This window comes from Haloferax sp. ATCC BAA-644, assembly GCF_000336975.1.
GTDB classification, from domain to species: Archaea; Halobacteriota; Halobacteria; order Halobacteriales; family Haloferacaceae; genus Haloferax; species Haloferax volcanii.
Map to the genome: position 1 here is coordinate 463,629 of NZ_AOLF01000013.1, position 17,554 is coordinate 481,182.

General features: G+C 68.8%; 18 protein-coding genes. 6 read left to right on the forward strand and 12 right to left on the reverse strand.

The features are described 5' to 3' along the window. Nucleotides 1–18: 18 nt before the first annotated feature. A complete protein-coding gene (locus C458_RS06160; protein ID WP_004043551.1) occupies nucleotides 19–519 on the forward strand; it encodes a DUF5797 family protein in 501 nt (166 codons plus the stop codon). A 19-nt stretch (nucleotides 520–538) separates the two neighbouring features. Here the strand turns inward: C458_RS06160 and C458_RS06165 are convergent, their stop codons facing one another. The 3 genes from C458_RS06165 to C458_RS06175 all read right to left on the reverse strand — a co-directional run bounded on the left by C458_RS06165 (nucleotide 539) and on the right by C458_RS06175 (nucleotide 2,768). After that, entirely contained in the window at nucleotides 539–1,138 is a 600-nt protein-coding gene (locus tag C458_RS06165; protein WP_008574135.1) for a class I SAM-dependent methyltransferase, read from the reverse strand. A gap of 25 nt (nucleotides 1,139–1,163) precedes the next feature. Continuing rightward, complete coding sequence (locus C458_RS06170) at nucleotides 1,164–2,150, reverse strand: DUF5787 family protein (RefSeq protein ID WP_008574137.1); 987 nt, start codon at nucleotides 2,148–2,150, stop codon at nucleotides 1,164–1,166. A 162-nt stretch (nucleotides 2,151–2,312) separates the two neighbouring features. Further along, a complete protein-coding gene (locus tag C458_RS06175; protein ID WP_007273807.1) occupies nucleotides 2,313–2,768 on the reverse strand; it encodes a bis(5'-nucleosyl)-tetraphosphatase in 456 nt (151 codons plus the stop codon). A gap of 158 nt (nucleotides 2,769–2,926) precedes the next feature. Here C458_RS06175 and C458_RS06180 point away from each other — a divergent pair, with 158 nt between their 5' ends. Beyond that, a complete protein-coding gene (locus C458_RS06180; RefSeq protein ID WP_004063449.1) occupies nucleotides 2,927–3,256 on the forward strand; it encodes an uS10/mL48 family ribosomal protein in 330 nt (109 codons plus the stop codon). A 60-nt stretch (nucleotides 3,257–3,316) separates the two neighbouring features. Here C458_RS06180 and C458_RS06185 read toward each other — a convergent pair whose 3' ends face one another. Both C458_RS06185 and C458_RS06190 read right to left on the reverse strand, forming a co-directional pair. Next, nucleotides 3,317–3,580 (reverse strand): hypothetical protein, encoded by a 264-nt coding sequence (locus tag C458_RS06185; RefSeq protein WP_004063445.1) that lies wholly within the window; start codon nucleotides 3,578–3,580, stop codon nucleotides 3,317–3,319. After that, nucleotides 3,577–5,127: a Na+/H+ antiporter NhaC family protein gene (locus C458_RS06190; protein WP_008574152.1), complete on the reverse strand. Its 1,551-nt coding sequence runs from the start codon at nucleotides 5,125–5,127 to the stop codon at nucleotides 3,577–3,579. The genes C458_RS06185 and C458_RS06190 overlap by 4 nt, the downstream gene beginning before the upstream one ends. 128 nt (nucleotides 5,128–5,255) lie before the next feature. Between C458_RS06190 and C458_RS06195 the strand changes: the two genes are divergently transcribed. Continuing rightward, a complete protein-coding gene (locus C458_RS06195; protein WP_008574153.1) occupies nucleotides 5,256–6,539 on the forward strand; it encodes an amidohydrolase in 1,284 nt (427 codons plus the stop codon). Nucleotides 6,540–6,668: 129 nt separating this feature from the next. Continuing rightward, nucleotides 6,669–7,865: a HAMP domain-containing sensor histidine kinase gene (locus C458_RS06200; RefSeq protein ID WP_008574155.1), complete on the forward strand. Its 1,197-nt coding sequence runs from the start codon at nucleotides 6,669–6,671 to the stop codon at nucleotides 7,863–7,865. Here C458_RS06200 and C458_RS06205 read toward each other — a convergent pair. The 6 genes from C458_RS06205 to C458_RS06230 form a co-directional block, all read right to left on the reverse strand. Then, nucleotides 7,840–9,255 (reverse strand): geranylgeranyl reductase family protein, encoded by a 1,416-nt coding sequence (locus C458_RS06205; protein WP_008574156.1) that lies wholly within the window; start codon nucleotides 9,253–9,255, stop codon nucleotides 7,840–7,842. The genes C458_RS06200 and C458_RS06205 overlap by 26 nt on opposite strands. Nucleotides 9,256–9,389: 134 nt before the next feature. Then, nucleotides 9,390–10,493, reverse strand: a complete 1,104-nt coding sequence (locus C458_RS06210; RefSeq protein WP_008574157.1) for an ABC transporter permease — start codon at nucleotides 10,491–10,493, stop codon at nucleotides 9,390–9,392. Continuing rightward, nucleotides 10,490–11,749: an ABC transporter permease gene (locus C458_RS06215; RefSeq protein ID WP_008574158.1), complete on the reverse strand. Its 1,260-nt coding sequence runs from the start codon at nucleotides 11,747–11,749 to the stop codon at nucleotides 10,490–10,492. Before C458_RS06215 ends, C458_RS06210 begins: the two co-directional genes overlap by 4 nt. Next, nucleotides 11,746–13,305, reverse strand: a complete 1,560-nt coding sequence (locus C458_RS06220; RefSeq protein ID WP_008574159.1) for an ABC transporter ATP-binding protein — start codon at nucleotides 13,303–13,305, stop codon at nucleotides 11,746–11,748. Before C458_RS06220 ends, C458_RS06215 begins: the two co-directional genes overlap by 4 nt. Before the next feature lie 224 nt (nucleotides 13,306–13,529). Then, nucleotides 13,530–14,666, reverse strand: a complete 1,137-nt coding sequence (locus C458_RS06225; protein ID WP_008574160.1) for a BMP family protein — start codon at nucleotides 14,664–14,666, stop codon at nucleotides 13,530–13,532. A 180-nt stretch (nucleotides 14,667–14,846) separates the two neighbouring features. Continuing rightward, nucleotides 14,847–16,208 (reverse strand): phosphopentomutase/phosphoglucosamine mutase, encoded by a 1,362-nt coding sequence (locus C458_RS06230; protein WP_008574161.1) that lies wholly within the window; start codon nucleotides 16,206–16,208, stop codon nucleotides 14,847–14,849. Between the two features lie 175 nt (nucleotides 16,209–16,383). Between C458_RS06230 and C458_RS06235 the strand changes: the two genes are divergently transcribed. Together C458_RS06235 and C458_RS06240 are read left to right on the forward strand one after the other, a co-directional pair. Continuing rightward, the gene (locus C458_RS06235) at nucleotides 16,384–16,668 is read left to right on the forward strand and encodes an acylphosphatase (RefSeq protein WP_008574162.1); all 285 of its coding nucleotides are present in this window, start codon (nucleotides 16,384–16,386) and stop codon (nucleotides 16,666–16,668) included. A 79-nt stretch (nucleotides 16,669–16,747) separates the two neighbouring features. Next, the gene (locus C458_RS06240; protein WP_008574163.1) at nucleotides 16,748–16,987 is read left to right on the forward strand and encodes a hypothetical protein; all 240 of its coding nucleotides are present in this window, start codon (nucleotides 16,748–16,750) and stop codon (nucleotides 16,985–16,987) included. Nucleotides 16,988–17,029: 42 nt separating this feature from the next. Here C458_RS06240 and C458_RS06245 read toward each other — a convergent pair whose 3' ends face one another. Then, nucleotides 17,030–17,473 carry a hypothetical protein gene (locus C458_RS06245; protein WP_004043533.1) on the reverse strand — a complete coding sequence of 148 codons (444 nt, stop codon included), beginning with the start codon at nucleotides 17,471–17,473 and terminating at the stop codon, nucleotides 17,030–17,032. Nucleotides 17,474–17,554: the final 81 nt, after the last annotated feature.

Sequence of the window (17,554 nt, forward strand, 5' to 3'; positions counted from 1 at the left end):
TCCGTCGAATCCACCGATATGACGCTCTCCGACGAGGCGGAAGAACGCCTCGCCGACATCGTCCGGCTCCAGCCGACGAAGAACAAGGAGTTACAGAACCGCTGGGACCTCGAAAGCGGGAGCGAGGTCCACCGCTACCTCGAATCCGAGCTGAAAGACTACTACTACCGCGACGATAACAGCCTCATCCGCGCGACGGCCGAGGCGGCCGAACTCGTCGGCGTCGAACCCGGCGTCGAGGGCGACGACGAGGCGGAGTCCGTGCCGAGCGTCATCCGCGTCCCCTCGCTCGAAGCCCGCGTCTTCGAGGTCGTCGCCGGCCCCGACGAGCGCTCCGAGAGCGTCGTCAGCGTCCTCAACAAGCTCCGCGACGAGTTCGACATCGACCCCGACGTGGACGACGTGCGCCGCGCGCTCCAGAGCCTCCGCCGCAAGGGCGTCATCGAAGTCGTCTACCGGACCGTCCCCACGTTCCGCCTCGCCGTCGAGCGCGACGAGGTCGACGTGGAAGTCGTCTAACCGCCCGCCTCCGCGGCCGCTACGGTCCGCGCTCGAACACCAGCGCGTAGTGGTACGGCGGGATTTCGATTTCCCCAGTCACCGCGAGGTCGGTCGCATCTTCGACCATCGCCGCGGTCTCCTCCGGCCCGAGCCGCAGGTCGGTCGGCGGGCCGCGCGGTTCGCCCGCGACGGTCGTCTCCGCTCGGGGGAGCGGCCGCCAGTTGACGACGACGAACCGGCCGTCGTCGTCGAGGACCGACTCGACTTCCGTCAGGAACTCGTCGCGGTCGTCGACCCCGTGGAACGCGTTCGCGAAGAGCGCCACGTCGACTGGCTCGGAGACGTGCGCCGAAAGCTCGCGGGCGTCGCCGCGGACCGACACCACGTTGTCGATGCGTTGCTGGGCGGCGAGATGGCCGAGTTCCGCGAGGAGGTCGTCGTCGAGGTCGACCGCGTACACCGTGGCCGGCGCGACGATTCGCGCCGCGGGGAGCGCGAAGTAGCCGTTTCCGCAACCGATTTCCACGACGGTGTCGCCCGCCGACAGCCCGAGGTCCCGAAGCGTCTCGCCCGGCGTCGGCCAGAGCTTCCCCCACCAGTCCCAGTCCGGCAGGCTCGTGTTCTGGAATCGTTCCATATCGCTCGGTCAGAGAGGCTCGGATTTAGGCGTTCTCACTGCCGCGCTCGGCGCGGTCTCGTTCGCGCTCGCGCCGCGCCTCCAGAATCCGGCGGACGCCTTTACCGGGGCCGCCCTCGATGGGCCAGCCGTTCATCCGCCACGCCGGCGGCTCCGGCTCGAACGACGGACACGAGTGGGCGCACTCGCGCTGGCTCTGATGGCAGTCTTTCGCGGCGCACCGCGGGACGAGCGCCCGGCCGCGCCGGGCGAGTTCGAACTGTCGGCAGTCGGGTCGCATCGTGTCCACGTAGTTGCGCCAGCCGCGGTCGTAGGCGCGCTCGGCGAGGACGAGTCGCCGCCGGGCGTCCGCCGGGTCGGGCGACAGCGAACTCGGGTGCCACAGCACCTCCGCCGAGTCGCCGTCGACGCCGAGGATGCCGACCTCGACCGGGAGGTCTTCCAGCAGAGCCGGTTCGACTCGTCGCCCCGTCACCTCGGTGGCGACCCAGACCTCGTCGGCGAGCGCCCGCGACACGTCGTGATCGAGTTGGTCAGCGAGCGCGCGGGCGGCGCTGGCGTCGAGGTTCGGCTTGTTCTCGATGGCGACGACGCGCTCGACCCAGTCGGGGTACGGCGCGGTCCGCCGGTACTCGACGCGGTTCCGCGAGCCGCGGCGTTTCTCGACGAGGCCGAGCCCCGCGGCGCGGTGGACCGCGGGCACGACGTGTCGCCACGGGAAGTCGGGTTCGGGGATGGCGTCTCTGTACCACGCCCACTCGGCGGGCGCGTGACGGACGACGCGCAACAGGTCCGAGTCGAAGCCGTCGGTCGAGAGGGCGCGCCGGGCGGCGAACGCCTCGGGGTCGACCTCGACGACGACGGTGTCCCAGCGGCGCTGTCGGGTGCCGAGCTGTCGGGCGACGAACGCGGGGCGCGGGCCGTCGGGATGCCACGCGCGCTCGGCCCAGCGGCAGACCCGTAGCTCGAAGGCGAACTCGGGGTCGCGGTCGCTGTCGGCGGCGTCGCTCACGACCGGGAGTTGCGGCGGGAAGCCGAAGGCGTTTCGGTCGGGCGGCTTCGGGGTGCGGCCCGACGACGACGCAGACGACGCCGCGGGTGTTGCCCCCGCGCCGACGCGCGGCGCTGTCGCTCGCTCTCGTCGCGTCTCGGGCGTCGGTCGGCCCGACCGACGCTACTTCAGGTACTTGTGTTCGCCCTCGTTTTTCGCGGCGAGCTCGTCGAGGAACTCGTGGGCGCGCTCGAATATCTCGCGGGGGCCGTCCTGCGTGATGGTGTTGATGGCCTGCTCGTAGTCGCGCCACTGGAGGTCGCGGTGCTCCGTCGAGAGCTCCGCGGACGCCTCGAACGACCGCGCGATAAAGAGGTGGACCGTCTTGTGAATCGTCGTCCCGTTCGCCTCGAAGACGTAGCTGTAGTCCTCGCGGAAGCCGTCGATGAGGCGGAAATCCTGGATTCCCGCCTCCTCTTTGACCTCCCTGATTGCCGTTTGCTGAAGCTCCTCGTCCCCTTCGACCCCGCCCTTCGGGAACTCCCAGTCCCCGGGACGGCTCTTCAGGAGTAAGTACTCCCTCCGGCCGCGGGTGTCGCGGAAGAGAATGGCTCCAGCGCTGACCGCTTCGACTGCCATTACCCGAAATAAACGTGCCACCCTTTAAGAGGGTATCGGAGGATGTAGCGCGTTCGCACGGTTTTTCACTCGGGATTCGGGGCGTGGGACCCCGAGTCCCCGGTTCGTGTAGATGCGCTTTTACCGTCGGAGCGTGCAACAAGGAGTAGTACCCAGCTATGGCCTTCGTCACGAAACTCACCTTTCAAAGCGGTGATAAGGCGGTCCTCGACCGAGTGGTCGACGACCTCAAGCAGTTCATCGAGCGGAAGGGCGCGGAGTGCCGCGGCCCCCACTCCGACCAGCCGAAACAGGTGAGCGTCCCGCAGTACCGAACGCTCCAGCCCGGCGACCAGTTCTCGTCGTGGTCCTACCCCGTCTACACCCGCCGGCTCGAAATCCACGGCGCGGACCAGATTGCCCGCGAAGTCGGCCTCAGGGAGTTCCCCGACAGCGTCCACGTCGAAATCGAAGTCGAACAGAAAAAGCCGCTGGGCCACCGTCGCTGACGGCGGCCGCGGAACGCGAACGAAGACGCGGGTCCGCGCTTTTCCTCCGTTTTTCGTCGCTCAGGCGTCCGGCCCGAGCAGTTCGACCACGTCGCCGGTGCCGACGTGGTTGGTCGCGTCGAACGACGTGACCTTCAGCCGAACCTTGTCCTCGACGGCCGCCCCTTCGCCGTCTTCGACCCGGATAACCGAGTCACCGATGCGGACGGTGAGGCCGTCGCCGTTGCGCTCGCTGATGTAGGCCGTGATGACCTCGCCGGGTTCGAACGTCGGCGTCGCGGTGCGGAACGTCCAGCCGGCCAAGAGCTTGTCGAGGCGGCTCATACGCGGCTCACCTCCTCGCTCGTGCGGTCGGAGACGTACTCGCGGCCGTAGCCGGTCCACGCGGCGAGCAGGAACACCGCCACGAGGAACCAGCCGTGGAACACGTAGGGGAAGACCGACGCGGGGTTCACGAGCATCTCGGCCGTGAACCACGGCGTCGCCTCGCCGCCGACGAGACCCTGCATGGCCCCGTAGCCGGCGAGGAGGCCGCCGCCCCACGGGAAGATGTAGCCGAGCGCCGAGGTGTTGGCGTCGAGGATGTTGGCGCGGCGGTAGCCGTTGATGTTGAAGCGCTTGCCGAGCGTGGCGATGTACGGCGCGATGGCGATTTCGGCCGCCGTGTTGATGGTGACCGTCGCGTTGACGAGCGCCGTCCCGACGACCATCGTGGTCTCCGCGCGGCGGACCGTCGTGGCGACGCGGTCGATGACGAGTTCCTGAATCGCGTCGAAGCCGCCGCCGGCGCGCATGATTTCCGCGCCCGCGACGAGCAACAGCGTCAGGACGATAAGCGGGAAGAAGCCGGCCGCGCCGGAGTAGACGCTGCCGCCGACGCCGACCTGTCCCGCGGGGACGGTCTCGACGACGGCACCGAGGAGCGGCAGCGCCTCGACAGCCTGCGTCAGGCCGTTCTGCGGCGCGCTGAACAGGAGCATGCTCCCGGCCGACACGTCCACGAGGTTCGCCGCGCCGAGCGCGACGTTGAACGCCGCCGCGAGGAGCAGCCCCCACGAGACGGCCTCGATGATGTGTCGGCCGCGGACGGCGAGGACGATGACCACGGCGATGTCGAGCAGGTGGACGAGCCCCCACGGCGACACCGACGCCGAGACCTCGCCGGCCACGTCGACGTGCGGCATGCCGCCCCAGACGCCGGGGATACCGAAGCCGGCGACGAGGTACGCCGCGATTGCGAGCGCCGCCGCGACGACGGCGTACTTCACGCGGGAGGCGACGACGCCGCCGATGTCGGCGTCCTGCGTGACCGCGGAGACGATGGTGGTGTCGCTGACGGGCGCGAGGTTGTCCCCGAACACCGCGCCGGAGAGAATCGCGCCGAACAGCAACACGGGGTTCGCGCCGAGGAGGAGCCCCGCCGGGAAGACGAGGCTCGTGAAGGCGATTGCGGTGCCGTAGCCGGTGCCGATACCGGTCGCCAGGAGCGCCGCGAGCAGGAACGTCACCGCCGGGAACAGCCCCGGACCGACGTTCAGGACCGTGGCCGCCCAGACGAGGCCGTCGACGAAGCCGCCGACCTGGATGGTCTCTGCGAACATGCCCGCCCAGAGCCACGCGACGACCGCCGTCGCGGCGACCCGGCGGGTCATGCCGGCGAAGATGACGTCCGCGTAGTCCTTCCAGTCTCCCCGGACGAACAGCAGTCCCGCGATGAGTCCTGTCAGCATCCCCGCGACGAGGCCGGTCGTATCGCCGATACCGAGGATACCGCTCTGGAAAATCGCCCACGCGATGAACAGGGCGATGGGCAGGGCGCTCACGAGGCGCCCGCCACGGAAACTGAGCTCGATGTCCGGTTCTTCTGGCATCGTTTGTCAGAGATTGACTGGGATATATAATAGGCACGAATTTCCTCCAACTATTTCTTCCAAACTTGCGTTTCTTGCCCACGAAACGTCGGGAGCGTTTATCATCGCCGGGGGAAAAGAGTCCAGACATGAGCCACCGAGCGACGATGGACGACCTCGTCTCGCTTCGCCGCGACCTGCACCGCCACCCCGAACCCGCGTGGTGCGAGTTCTACACCACCGCCCGCCTCGTCGACGAACTGGAGACGCGCGACCTCGACGCGCTCTACGTCGGCCCCGAGACGCTCGACGCCGACGAGCGCATGGCCGTCCCCGACGACGCCGAACTCGACGCGTGGGTCGATCGGGCCCGCGAGGCCGGCGCGCGCGAGGACGTACTCGACCGCCTCGCCGGCGGCCACACCGGCGCGGTCGCGGTCGTCGAGCGCGGCGAGGGGCCGACCGTCGGCCTCCGCGTCGACATCGACGCGCTCCCCATCCCCGAGTCCGAGGCCGACGACCACCGCCCGGCCGCCGAGGGGTTCCGCTCCGAGAACGAGGGGTTCATGCACGCCTGCGGCCACGACGCCCACGCGACGATCGGCCTCGGCGTCCTCGACGCCGTCATCGACTCCGACTTCGAGGGGACGTTCAAGCTGTTCTTCCAGCCGAGCGAGGAACAGGTCGCCGGCGGCAAGGCCGTCGCCGAGGGCGGCCACCTCGACGACGTGGACTACCTGCTCGCGCTCCACGTCGGGCTCGACCACCCGACCGGCGAGGTCGTCTGCGGCATCGACGGCTTCCTCGCGGTCTCGCACTTCCGCGCCGAGTTCACCGGCGCGCCGGCCCACGCGGGCGCGAAGCCCGAGGAGGGGAAGAACGCGAACCTCGCGGCCGCGGCGGCCACCCAGAACCTCTACGGTATCTCCCGGCACTCGGACGGCGCGACCCGCGTCAACGTCGGCCTGATGGGCGGCGGGACCGCCACGAACATCGTCGCCGAGGAGGCGTTCGTCGAAGGCGAGGTGCGCGGCGCGACGACGGAGCTCATGGAGTACATGGAAGACCGCGCCCACACGGTCATCGAGTCGGCCGCCGCGATGCACGACTGCGAGGTCGAAATCAACGTCGAGGGCAAGGCCCCGAGCGCCCGCAGCGACGACGCGCTCGCGGCCATCGTCGGCGGCGTCAGCGAGGGGGTCGAGGGCGTCACCTCGATTCTCGACCGCGACGACCTCGGCGGCAGCGAGGACGCGACCTACCTCATGCAGCACGTCCAGGACCGCGGCGGGCTGGCAGCCTACGTCGGCGTCGGCACGGACCACCCCGGCGGTCACCACACCCGGACGTTCGACGTTGACGAGGAGACCATCCGCATCGCCGTCGACGTGCTCGCCGAAAGCGTCGACCGAATCGCGACCGAGCGTCCCTGAGACGCACCGAGCGCGTCGTTCGGGGCGTCTCAGACCGCGTCACCGCGGCGGGAACGGCGCACGACCGACCGAACCGCCCGCGACGAACCGCCAGCGGTTATTTGTCCCCTCCGTGCATAGCCGGCAGCGATGGGGTTCCTCGGCGGTGAATCGACCGAAGACACAGACCTGCGTCCGGGCCTCGCAGTCGTCGGCATCGCCGTCGGCGTCGCGGTCGTCCAGGTCGCCGTCTTTCCCCACAGCTCCGAGGTCCACTGGCTCCGGTTCGCCGTCGAACTCCTCTTGATTCCGATTCCCGTCGCCGGCGCGTTCGTCGTCGGCGGCGTCCGCCACGTGCCGGCGGTTTGGCGGCCGCTGTACGCCGGGACCGCGCTGTTCGCCGTCTACGCCGTCACCGACGCGGTCGACGAGGTCGTCGCCCAGCCCGAGGCGGTCACGCTCGTCTTCGAGGACGGGGCGCTCCTCGTCGGGTCGGTCGCACTCGCGGTCGGCGCGGTCCGGTGGTCCATCCACCGCGACGCCCGCGAGACGGAACTGCGCCGCCGCAACGACCGGCTCGACCAGTTCGCGTCGGTCGTCACCCACGACCTCAGGAACCCGCTGAACGTCGCCCAGATGCGACTCGAACTCGCCCGCGAGGGGCACGGAACCGAACACCTCTCGACGGTCGCTGACGCCCACGACCGGATGGAGGCGCTCATTCAGGACGTGCTCCAACTCGCCCGCGTCGGTGAGGAGGTCGGTGAGGTCGAACCCGTCAGCCTCGCCACCGTGGCCGCCGACGCGGTGACGAACACCAGTCTCGGGGCGTCCGGACTCACCGTCGAGGCCGACGCGAGGCTGCTCGCCGACCGGGGCCGGCTCACCGCCGTCTTCGAGAACCTGTTTCGGAACGCCGTCGAACACGGCTCGACGAGCCGCCGGGAGTCCCCAGACGAGACCGCGAGCCGCGACGTTCCGACCGAGACCCCGTCTCCCGCCGCCGACAAGAGCGCAGCCGACGCGAGCGGCCGCCGGGCAAGAGCCGACGCCGACGGGGGGATGCCGGGCGTCAACGTCCGCGTCGGCCCGCTCGAAGACGGCTTTTTCGTCGAGGACGACGGCCCCGGCATCCCGCCGGAAGAACAAGACCGCATCTTCGAGTCGGGATACAGCACCGACTCGCGGGGGACCGGTCTCGGTCTCGCCATCGTCGCCGGCGTCGCCGACGCTCACGGCTGGGAGGTGACGGCGACGACCGGCAAAAACGGGGGCGCGCGGTTCGAGTTCCGGGGCGTCTCGTTCGCGGCGGCGTCCGAGGTCAGTACTTCGGGTCCGCGCCCGTGAGTTCGTAGATGTCGTCCATGATGCGGTCCCGCTCGACTTTCCACCCTTCGAGGGCGCTCGGCCGACTCGGATAGCGGCCGTAGTGGGCCAGCAGCTCGTCGGCCAGACGCTTGATTTTGAAGAACTCGTAAATCTGGCTCCAGTGGCCGTAGCTCGACGCCGCGGTCTGCGCGAGGAGGACCGGGCCGAACGAGGTCGTCCCGGAGTAGAGCGCTTCCGCCAGCTTCTCGCCGGGAATGGAGGCGATGAGACCCATCAGGTCGTCCACGTCGACGGCGGTCGAGAGGATGTTGTACACGTCGAGGCTGGCGTAGCGGCCGCCGAAGTGGTCCATGACGCGCTGGTTGTACCGCCACAGCAGCTCCTCGCTCACGTCGCCCGCGTCGAGCGCGATAGCGGCCTGCTCGCCGGCGTACTTGCCGGCGTAGGCCGCGCCGGCGATGCCGCCGCCGGTCGTCGGGTTGACGTGGGCCGCGGCGTCGCCGACGGCCATGTAGCCCGGCGCGGTCGCAGAATCGTAGGGGCGGCGGGTCGGGAGGGCGGCACCGAGCTTGTCGACGACCTCCGCGCCCTCGAACTCGGGGCGTTCGCGGAGGTCCTGCTTCAGGTCGTCGACGAGCTTCATCGGCTCTTCGGTCATCTGGAAGCCGAGGCCGGCGTTGATGGTCGTCTCCGTCCGCGGGAAGTACCAGACGTAGCCCGCGGCGACCTCGGCGGGTTTGAACACGAGCGCGTCCGACCACTCGACGGGCTCGGGGACCTCGACGACCTCGCGGTACGCCGACGAGAAATGCTGGTAGGAGACGTTCGTGTCGAAAGTGGCCCCGGAGAAGTCCACCTTGTCCTGCAGGAGCGACAGCGAGCCCGCGCCGTCGATGACGATGTCGGCGTCGTACTCGACGACTTCGCCGTCGTGCTTGGCGACGATGCCGGTGACGGTGCCGTCGTCGGCCTGTTTCACGTCCTGGACGACCGTGTCGTAGTGGAGGTCGGCACCGGCTTCCTCCGCGCCCTCGATGATGAGGCGGCCGTACTCCCAGCGGTCGATGACGGCGAGTTCGCCGGGGACCGGGATGTCGAGGACGGTGTCCTCCTGCGGAATCTCGAAGCGGCCGTGGTCGACCTCGGTGTTGGTGAACGCCGGCTCGATTTTCGACTTCGGAATCGCCTCGGGGAAGGCGTCTGCGCCCTTCAGGGCGTCGCCGCAGGCGATGTGGCCCGCTTCCTCCTCGGGCTTTCGCTCGACGATGGTCACGTCGTAGCCCGCGTTTGCGATGGTGGCGGCGGCGTAACAGCCGGAGGTTCCCGCGCCGACGACCACCACGTCCACGGACTGGGTCCGTGGGCTCGCCGAGGAGTCCTCGGCGGTGTCGTTCTCGTCTGTGGACATGGTATCACCTCCATATCGCGGGCTGAAAACTCTTTACTCCCGCACCGACGCCGGAGCGAGTCGGACGGCGGTCGGGCGCGGCGAGACGCGGCGCTTACCGGGTGAAAAAATAGCGAAACCGGGGGTCGGGTCGCTCAGCGGTTGTCGTCGCCAGTGTCGTAGTGCTCGCCGGAGGCGGCCGGGATGCGGGTGCGGCCGACGAGCGCGAGGACGACGAGCACCGTCACGTACGGAATCGTCTGGATGAGCGAGTCGGGAACGCCGTAGCCGGGCACCTGCTGGAGGCGAATCTGGGCGGCCTCCAGCCCCGCGAAGAGGAACGACGCGCCGAACGCGCCGACGGGGTTGTAGTTCCCGAAGAGGAACGCCACGATGGCGATGAAGCCCTTCCCGTTGACCATCGTCTGGTTGTTACCGACGAACTGGCCGAGGCCGAGCGACAGCGCGGAGCCGCCGATGCCGGCGAGGAAGCCCGAGAGGAGTACGCCCGCGTAGCGGACGCGGCTCACGTCGACCCCGACGGTGTCGAGCGCCTTGGGGTTCTCGCCGGACGCGCGGACGTGGCGGCCGAACGCCGTGCGGTTCAGGACGTACCACGACGCCGGGACCGCGACGAGCATCATGTACACCGCGGGGTCGGCGTCGAAGAACGCACCGAAAAACGGGATGTCCGAGAGGACGGGAATCGTCCACGTCCCGAGGGTCGTCCCGAGGTTGTCGGTGTTGACGCCGCCGTAGTAGACGGTCGCCGCGAACGGCGCGAGGCCGAGCGCGATGAGCCAGACGGCGAGGCCGGCGATAATCTGGTCCGCCTTGAACCGGATGCAGACCACGGCGAACAGCGCCGAGAACAGCACCGACGAGAGGACGCCGGCGAAGAAGCCGATCCAGATGGCCGGGAGGCCGAGGACGGTCATCTCGGGGCCGACGATGGCCGTCGTGATGACCGCGGTGAACGCCGAGATGATGAGCAGCCCCTCGAGTCCGATGTTCACCACGCCGGCCTTCTCGGAGAAGATACCGCCGAGCGCGGCGAACGTGATGGGCACCGAGAGCCGCAGCGCCGACGAGAGCGTGCTCCGACTCGTGAGGATAGCGAGGAAGTTGCCCCAGATACTGCCCGGGAACGCGAGGCCGAGCAGCGCGATGAGCAGGAAGACGCTCACCGCGCCGCCGACGAGGGTCGCTCTGTAAGACAGTTCGGCGTCGCGGAGTCGGTCGATGGTGGTCGTGCTCATTCGTCGTCACCTCCGAGGCGGCCGCCGTCCGTGGCCACGGTCTCGCGGTCCGGTTCGAGGTCGATGGCCGAGCCGAGCATACGGAAGAACTCCGGCATCGCGACGAACAGGATGATGAGGCCGCGGAGGACGCCGACGAGTTGTTTCGGGACGCCGGTCCCGAACTGGACCGCGAGGGAGCCGGACTTGAGCGTCCCGAACAGGAGCGCCGCCGGGACGACGCCGAACGGGTTGTTCCCCGCGAGGATGGAGACGGTGATGCCGTCGAACCCGAGCGAGGGGACGCCGGCCTGCCACTTGCCCATGACCATGAGCACCCAGATAGCGCCGCCCATCCCCCCGAGCGCGCCCGAGAGGAACATGCTCGTAACGGTCGTGCGCTTGGCGTCGACACCGCCGTACTCGGCGGCTTCCGGCTGTTCGCCGCTCGTCCGGAGGTCGTACCCGAACGAGGTCTGTTCGAGCAGGAACCAGACGGCGACGACGAGCGCGAGGCCGAACGCGAGCGCGAGAAGCGAGAAGTCGCCGCCCTGCGGGAACGCCACCGGGAGGAGCGTCGCCCAGTCGGGAAGCGGCGTCGTCTCGACGACCTGCGAGTCGGGGTTGCCGAAGAACTCGCTGACGAGGACGAACGCGATTTGCGCCGCGATGAAGTTCAGCATGATGGTCGTGATGACCTCGTTGGCGTCGGCGTACGCCTTGAGCGCTCCCGGAATCGCCCCGTAGAGACCGCCGACGAGCGCGCCGACGATGACCGCGAGCGGAATCAGGACGAGGCCGCCGACGAGCCCGGACGGGAGCAGCGGCGCGACGAAGAACGAAAACAGCGCCGTGGCGAGGCCGCCGAGGACGAGCTGTCCCTGCGTCCCGATGTTGAACAGGCCCGCGCGGAAGGAGACGGCGACCGAGAGGCCGGTGAAGATGAGGAGCGTCGTCTCCTTGAGCGTGAGCGCGAACCCGAAGTTCAGCGGGTTCCAGTTGGGGTTGAACAGCGCGGGGTCGTTCAGGAGGAACGGGTCGCCGAGCGCCCCGTTGAACAGCACGAGATACACTTCGACGGGGTCGTAACAGAACCCGGTTCCGAACAGCGTCGTCGCCGCGGTCTGGCACGTCGTGACGCGGCCGGAGACGAGGATGATGACCGCGCCGACGAGGACCGCCAGCACGAGCGCGGCGAAGCTGATGAGGATGCGCTCCGTCGCGGAGGCGGCCGTCAGCCGTCGGAGGACGGCCTTCGCGTTCTCGGCCGCGCTCATGTGGCGTCACCCACGGGCGGTTCCGCGTCGGTCCCGTCGGCGTCGGGGCGTTCGCCGGCCATGAGCAGGCCGATCTCTTCTTCGGTGGTGTTGCGTGGGTCTACGATGTCCATGAGTTCGCCGTCGTGCATGACGCCGAGGCGGTCCGAGAGGCCCTGTACCTCGTCGAGCTTCGAGGAGATGAGGAGAATCGCCTTTCCCTCCGCTCGGAGGTCCAAGAGCCGCTCGTGGATGAACTCCATCGCGCCGATGTCCACGCCGCGGGTCGGGTGGGTGGCGACGACGAAGTCCGGGTCGCGTTCGAACTCGCGGCCGACGATGAACTTCTGTTGGTTGCCGCCGGAGAAGGACTCGGCGTCGGCGTCGGCGTGCGGCGGTCGAACGTCGTACTCGTCGATGATTCGCTCGGTGTGCTCGCGCGCGTCGGACCAACGTATCCGGCCGTCGGCGGCGAACGGCGGGCTGTGCTGGCTGCCGAGGATGCCGTTCTGGACGAGGTCGAAGTCCATCACGAGCCCGCGTTCGTGGCGGTCCTCGGGGACGTACGCCATCCCGTCGTCGATGCGGGACCGACGCGAGGCGTCGGTGATGTCCCGGCCCTTGTAGGAAATCGAGCCCTCGGTCGGCGTCCGCAGGCCGGTGATGGCCTCGACCAACTGCGACTGGCCGTTGCCGTCGACGCCCGCGATACCGAACACCTCGCCCTCGCGGATATCGAACGACACGTCCGAGACGGCGGGCACGCCGCGGTTGTCCGTGGCCGAGAGCCGCTGCACCGAGAGCACCTCGTCGCCCGGCTCCTGCGGTTCGGCCTTCGGTTCGAGGAGGACTTCGCGGCCGACCATCAGTTCGGCGAGCTCCTCGTTCGACGTTTCGTCGGCCTTCACGGTGCCGACGTTCTTCCCGTTTCGGAGGACGGTGATGTCGTCGGCGGCGTGCATAGCCTCACCGAGCTTGTGGCTGATGAAGATAATCGTCTTGCCCTGTGCGGTCAGCTCCTCGAAGACGCGGAACAGCTCTTCGACCTCCTGCGGGGTGAGGACCGCGGTGGGCTCGTCCAGAATGAGGATGTCGGCCCCGCGATAGAGTGCTTTCAAGATCTCGACGCGCTGTTGAACGCCGACGCTCACGTCCTCGATGGCGTCGTCGGGGTTCACGTCGAATCCGTATCGGTTCGAGAGGTCGATGACCTCCTGGCGCGCACGCTCCCGGTCGACGGTCGTGCCGAACCACTTGCGCGGTTCGTTGCCGAGGACGATGTTCTCGGCGACCGTCATGGGGTCGACCAGCATGAAGTGCTGGTGAATCATACCGATTCCGGCGTCGATTGCGTCCGCGGGCGAATCGAAGTCCCGCGGTTTTCCGTCCACGTGGACGGTCCCCTCCGTGGGTTCGTAGAGCCCGTAGAGGATGTTCATCAACGTCGTCTTGCCGGCCCCGTTTTCTCCCAGAAGTGCGTGCACCGTGCCGCGCTCGACGGTCAGGTCCACGTCGTCGTTCGCCACGACGCCGGGGAACCGTTTTGTGATTTCGTCGAGATGAACAGCGGTGCTCATCTTGAGCCTTTTTTCGGGGGGGTTCGCTTAAACTCGTGGGATTCGACTCGACGCGGGAGTGGTCCACACGGAGCGTTGCGGCGGTTCTCGGGGAGTTCGAACCGTTCAACCCGCGAGCATATTCGACCGACTGCGGTATGAAAGCGGCAACATTGTCCTCGATATTCGGGAGCCCTGTCGCTCGGCGCGCGGCGTCGAAAGAACTGCGTGTGTCGAGTGTGGCGTTACTCGGTCGTCGTCGGAATCTCGATGTCGCCGGCGATGATGGCTTCGCGGGACTCCGAGAGCGAATCCTTCACGTCCTGCGGAATCTCGGACCCGAGTTCCGCGCCGTAGACGGCGGCGACGCCGTCCTCTTCGAGGCCGAGGGTCGTCGTGGAACCGCCGTTGAACTCGTCGTTGACGACGTTCTCGACGGAGGTGTACACCGCCGACTCGACGCGCTTGACCATCGAGGCGAGGATGACATCGGCGTAGTTCGGCTCGGTCTGCGACTGGTCGGAGTCGACGCCGATGGCGAACTTACCCTGCTCTTTGGCCGCCTGGAAGACGCCGAGGCCGCTGCCGCCGGCCGCGTGGTAGACGACGTCCGCGCCGTTGTCGTACATCGAGGTGGCGATTTCCTTCCCCTTCGCGGAGTCGGAGAACGACCCGACGTAGGCCACGTCCACGGATATCTCCTCGTCCGCGTGCGCCACACCGGCCTCGTAGCCGGCCTGGAACTTGCGGATGAGGTCGGTCTCGGTGCCGCCGACGAAGCCGACGCTCTTCGAGTCGGCCGTCGTCGAACCGGAGCCGGCCGAGAACTCCTGGGTCGTGATGAGGCCGGCGAGGTAGCCGACCTGGAACGAGCCCTGCTCCTCGCGGAACAGGTAGCTCGCCACGTTGTCCTCGTCGACAACGTCGTCGACGATCATGAACTGCTGGTCCGAGAAACTCGGCGCGGTTTCGGAGAGCGCGGAGCGCTGCGCGTAGCCGATACACGACACGAGGTCGTAGTCCGGGTTCGACGACTGCGCGAACCGGCGCTGGAACTGCGGGAACTCCTCGGCCGCCGAGGGCTGTGCCTCGTCGTAGGCGATGCCGAGTTCCGACTCCGCCTGTTCGATGCCGCGCTTCGCGGCGTCGTTGAACGACTTGTCACCGAGACCGCCGAGCGCGTAGACCATGCCGACGTTGGCCGCCGGACCGGACTCCTCGGTCGTCTGCTCGCTCGTCGTGGTCTCCTCGCCGCCGGAACCCTCGGTCGTCTGCTCGGCCGTCGTCGTCTCTTCGCTGCCCTCTGACGGACCGCCCGTACAACCTGCGAGGCCCGCGATACCCGCGACCCCTGCCGCTTTAACAAAAGAACGTCTGTCCATATCTATGAACTCCTATTGAGACAGGGGCCTCGAAAATTGCATAAAGGTGTCGTTTCGCGGTTTCAGCGGCGTCGCATCGCCACGTTTGCACATCCCAGTCGAGAACCGTCGGCTCACGGTCGCGGGCGTCGGCCCCCGACCGTCGGCGGCGTCGACCGCGCCGAAGTCGCTCGGCGTCCGTCAGGCGGCCTCGATTTCGCCCTCCACGACGGCCGTCACCTCGTCGACGAGCGCGTCCACGTCGTCGGCCTCGGCGTACACCCGGATGTATGGCTCCGTACCGGACGGGCGGACCAGCGTCCACGACGCGTCGGCAAACTCCAGTCTGACGCCGTACTCGGTGTCGACCGACTCGGGGGCCATCGCCTCGGGGAGCGAGGTTTCGAGCGCCGCCATCGCAGCCTGCTTCTTCTCGTCGGGGCAGGAGACGCTTACCTTGCGGTACGGGCGCTCCGTGACCGGTTCGCGCAGGCCGGCCATGCCGGACTCGGCGGCGAGGCGAGCGACGAGCGCCGCCGACGCGACGCCGTCTATCCACCCGCCGAGGGACGGGTGGATGTGCTTCCACGGTTCGGCCGCGAACACCACGTCGCCGCCGTCGGCGCGGGCGCTGGCGATGCCCTCGTGGAGCGCGCCGAGGCGGACCCGCTCGACGCGACCCCCCGCCTCGCGGACCCGCTCGTCGATGCGGCCCGAGGCGTTCGGCGTCGTGACGACGACCGGGTCGTCGGCGTCCGAGTCGCGGACGTAGTGCTCGGCGACGATGGCGATGACGGTGTCCTCGTGGACGACCTCGCCGTCCCCGTCGATGATGACGATGCGGTCGGCGTCGCCGTCGTGGCCGATACCGAAGTCGAAGTCGCCGTCGGCGACGAACGCGATGAGGTCCGCGAGCGTCTCGGGCGTCGGCTTCGACTCGCGCCCGGGGAAGTGGCCGTCTATCTGCCCGTTGAGCGTGACGACGCGCGCGCCGAGGTCGCGGAGCACCTGCGGCGTGCCGAGCGCGGACATCCCGTTGCCGCAGTCGACGGCGACGGAGAGCCCGTCGAGGGCCGCCCCGTGCTGGCCCGCGAACTCGACGATTGCGTCGCGGTAGGCGTCGAGGACGCCGCTCGTCCCCGTCGCGCCCCAGTCGTCCCAGTCGGTCGGGGGCGCGTCCGCCTCGACCCGCGTCTCGATGTCGCGTTCGAGGTCGCGGTCGTACTCCTGCCCGTCGACGAACATCTTGATGCCGTTGTCCGTCGGGGGATTGTGGGAGGCGGTGAGCATGACGCCGCGGCGACCACGCGAGGCGAACGCGAGCGCCGGGGTCGGGACGACGCCGACGCGGGTCACATCCGCGCCGGCGGAGAGCAGGCCGGCCTCGACGGCGGCGGCGAGGCCCTGCCCGGTCGTCCGTCCGTCGCGGCCGACGACGAACTCGGCGGAGGCGTCCGATTCGAGCGCGGCGCGGCCGGCGGCGCGGCCGACGCTGAGGGCGAGTTCCGGCGTGACTCGCTCCGTCGCGCTCCCGCGGATACCGGCGGTGCCGAAGAGTTCCATAGTCCAGCGTTGACGGGGTCGTACTTAGATGCTGACGGTTCGGGGGACGCGTGCGAGGCGGCCGCACGGGGCGGTCGGGGGGACGCTTCGGAGACGAAAATCGGCTCCCGGACGAACCGCCGAATCGACCGCCCGAGGCAGCACGCCTTTGAGGGCGGGCGTCGAATCGGGAGCCATGAGCGAACACGGTCGAACCCGCGCGCACGTCTACGTCTCGGGACACGTACAGGGCGTCTACTACCGGGCGACGACCCGCGACACCGCCCGCGACCGCGGCGTCGACGGCTGGGTGAAGAACCTCTCGGACGGTCGCGTCGAGGCCGTCTTCGAGGGCCCCCGCGACGACGTGGAGGCGATGGTCGAGTGGTGCCACGAGGGGAGTCCGATGGCGACCGTCGAGGACGTGGACGTCACCTACGAGGAACCGGACGGCGAGACCGGGTTTCGCATCGAGCGCTGACCGGGGGAACTCGACAACCGCGCGATAACATCAGCGAGACGGCCAAATCGTTCAAGCGGGGTTCGGGGGACGTGTCCCCATGCGCTTCCGGACCGACACGCGGGGACTCGGCGTCGCAAAACTGTTCTTCACGCTCGTCACGAGCGCCGGCCTCGGCCTCTCGATGGGCACGTCGTTTCTCATCGTCCGCGGGCCGTTCCTCGGCGGACCGTCGCTCGACCCGTTTCCCATGATGGCGGCGCTGGCGGTGTTCGTCGCCGGCATCGTCGTGCTCTCGTGGGGGTCGACGCGGCTGTTCGGCGTGGGAACCGGCGCGTAAACTCGGCGCGTGAACTCGGCGCGAGACACGGCACGGCACGGCTCACGCGGGGCGGTCGACGCCGAGTTCGGCCATCGCCCGGACCACGACGTGGGCCTCCACGAGGTCGCGTTCTTCGACCATCGGGTCGTCGGCGTCGTCGATGACGGCGCGCGCCTCGGCGAGCAGCCGGTCTTCCTGTTCGGTCTGGTCGGGTTCGTCGCGGGTGCTGTTCAGGAGCGCCTCGAAGTCCTCGCGGATGCTGAAGTCCGCGCGGGCGACGTTACACCGCGAGAGGGGGTGCATGCCGAGGTCCAACACCAACTCGGTGACGAGCTCCCAGTCGCTCTCGCAGAACTGGAGCGTCACGTCCCCGACGATGTCGCGCCACGCGATGGGCGCGGCGTTCTCCATGAGTGTCACCGCCCGCGGGGGGACCGCGATGCGAGCGACGGTCTTCGGGTCGTCGCAGAGACAGCAGGGCTGGTCCGTCCTGCCGGTGTACATATGCGGGGTTAGGATGGGTCGTAGATGTAGCTTCGGGCTGACCGCGAACGCTCGCGTCGGGACGGCGACCGGGAGGCTTCC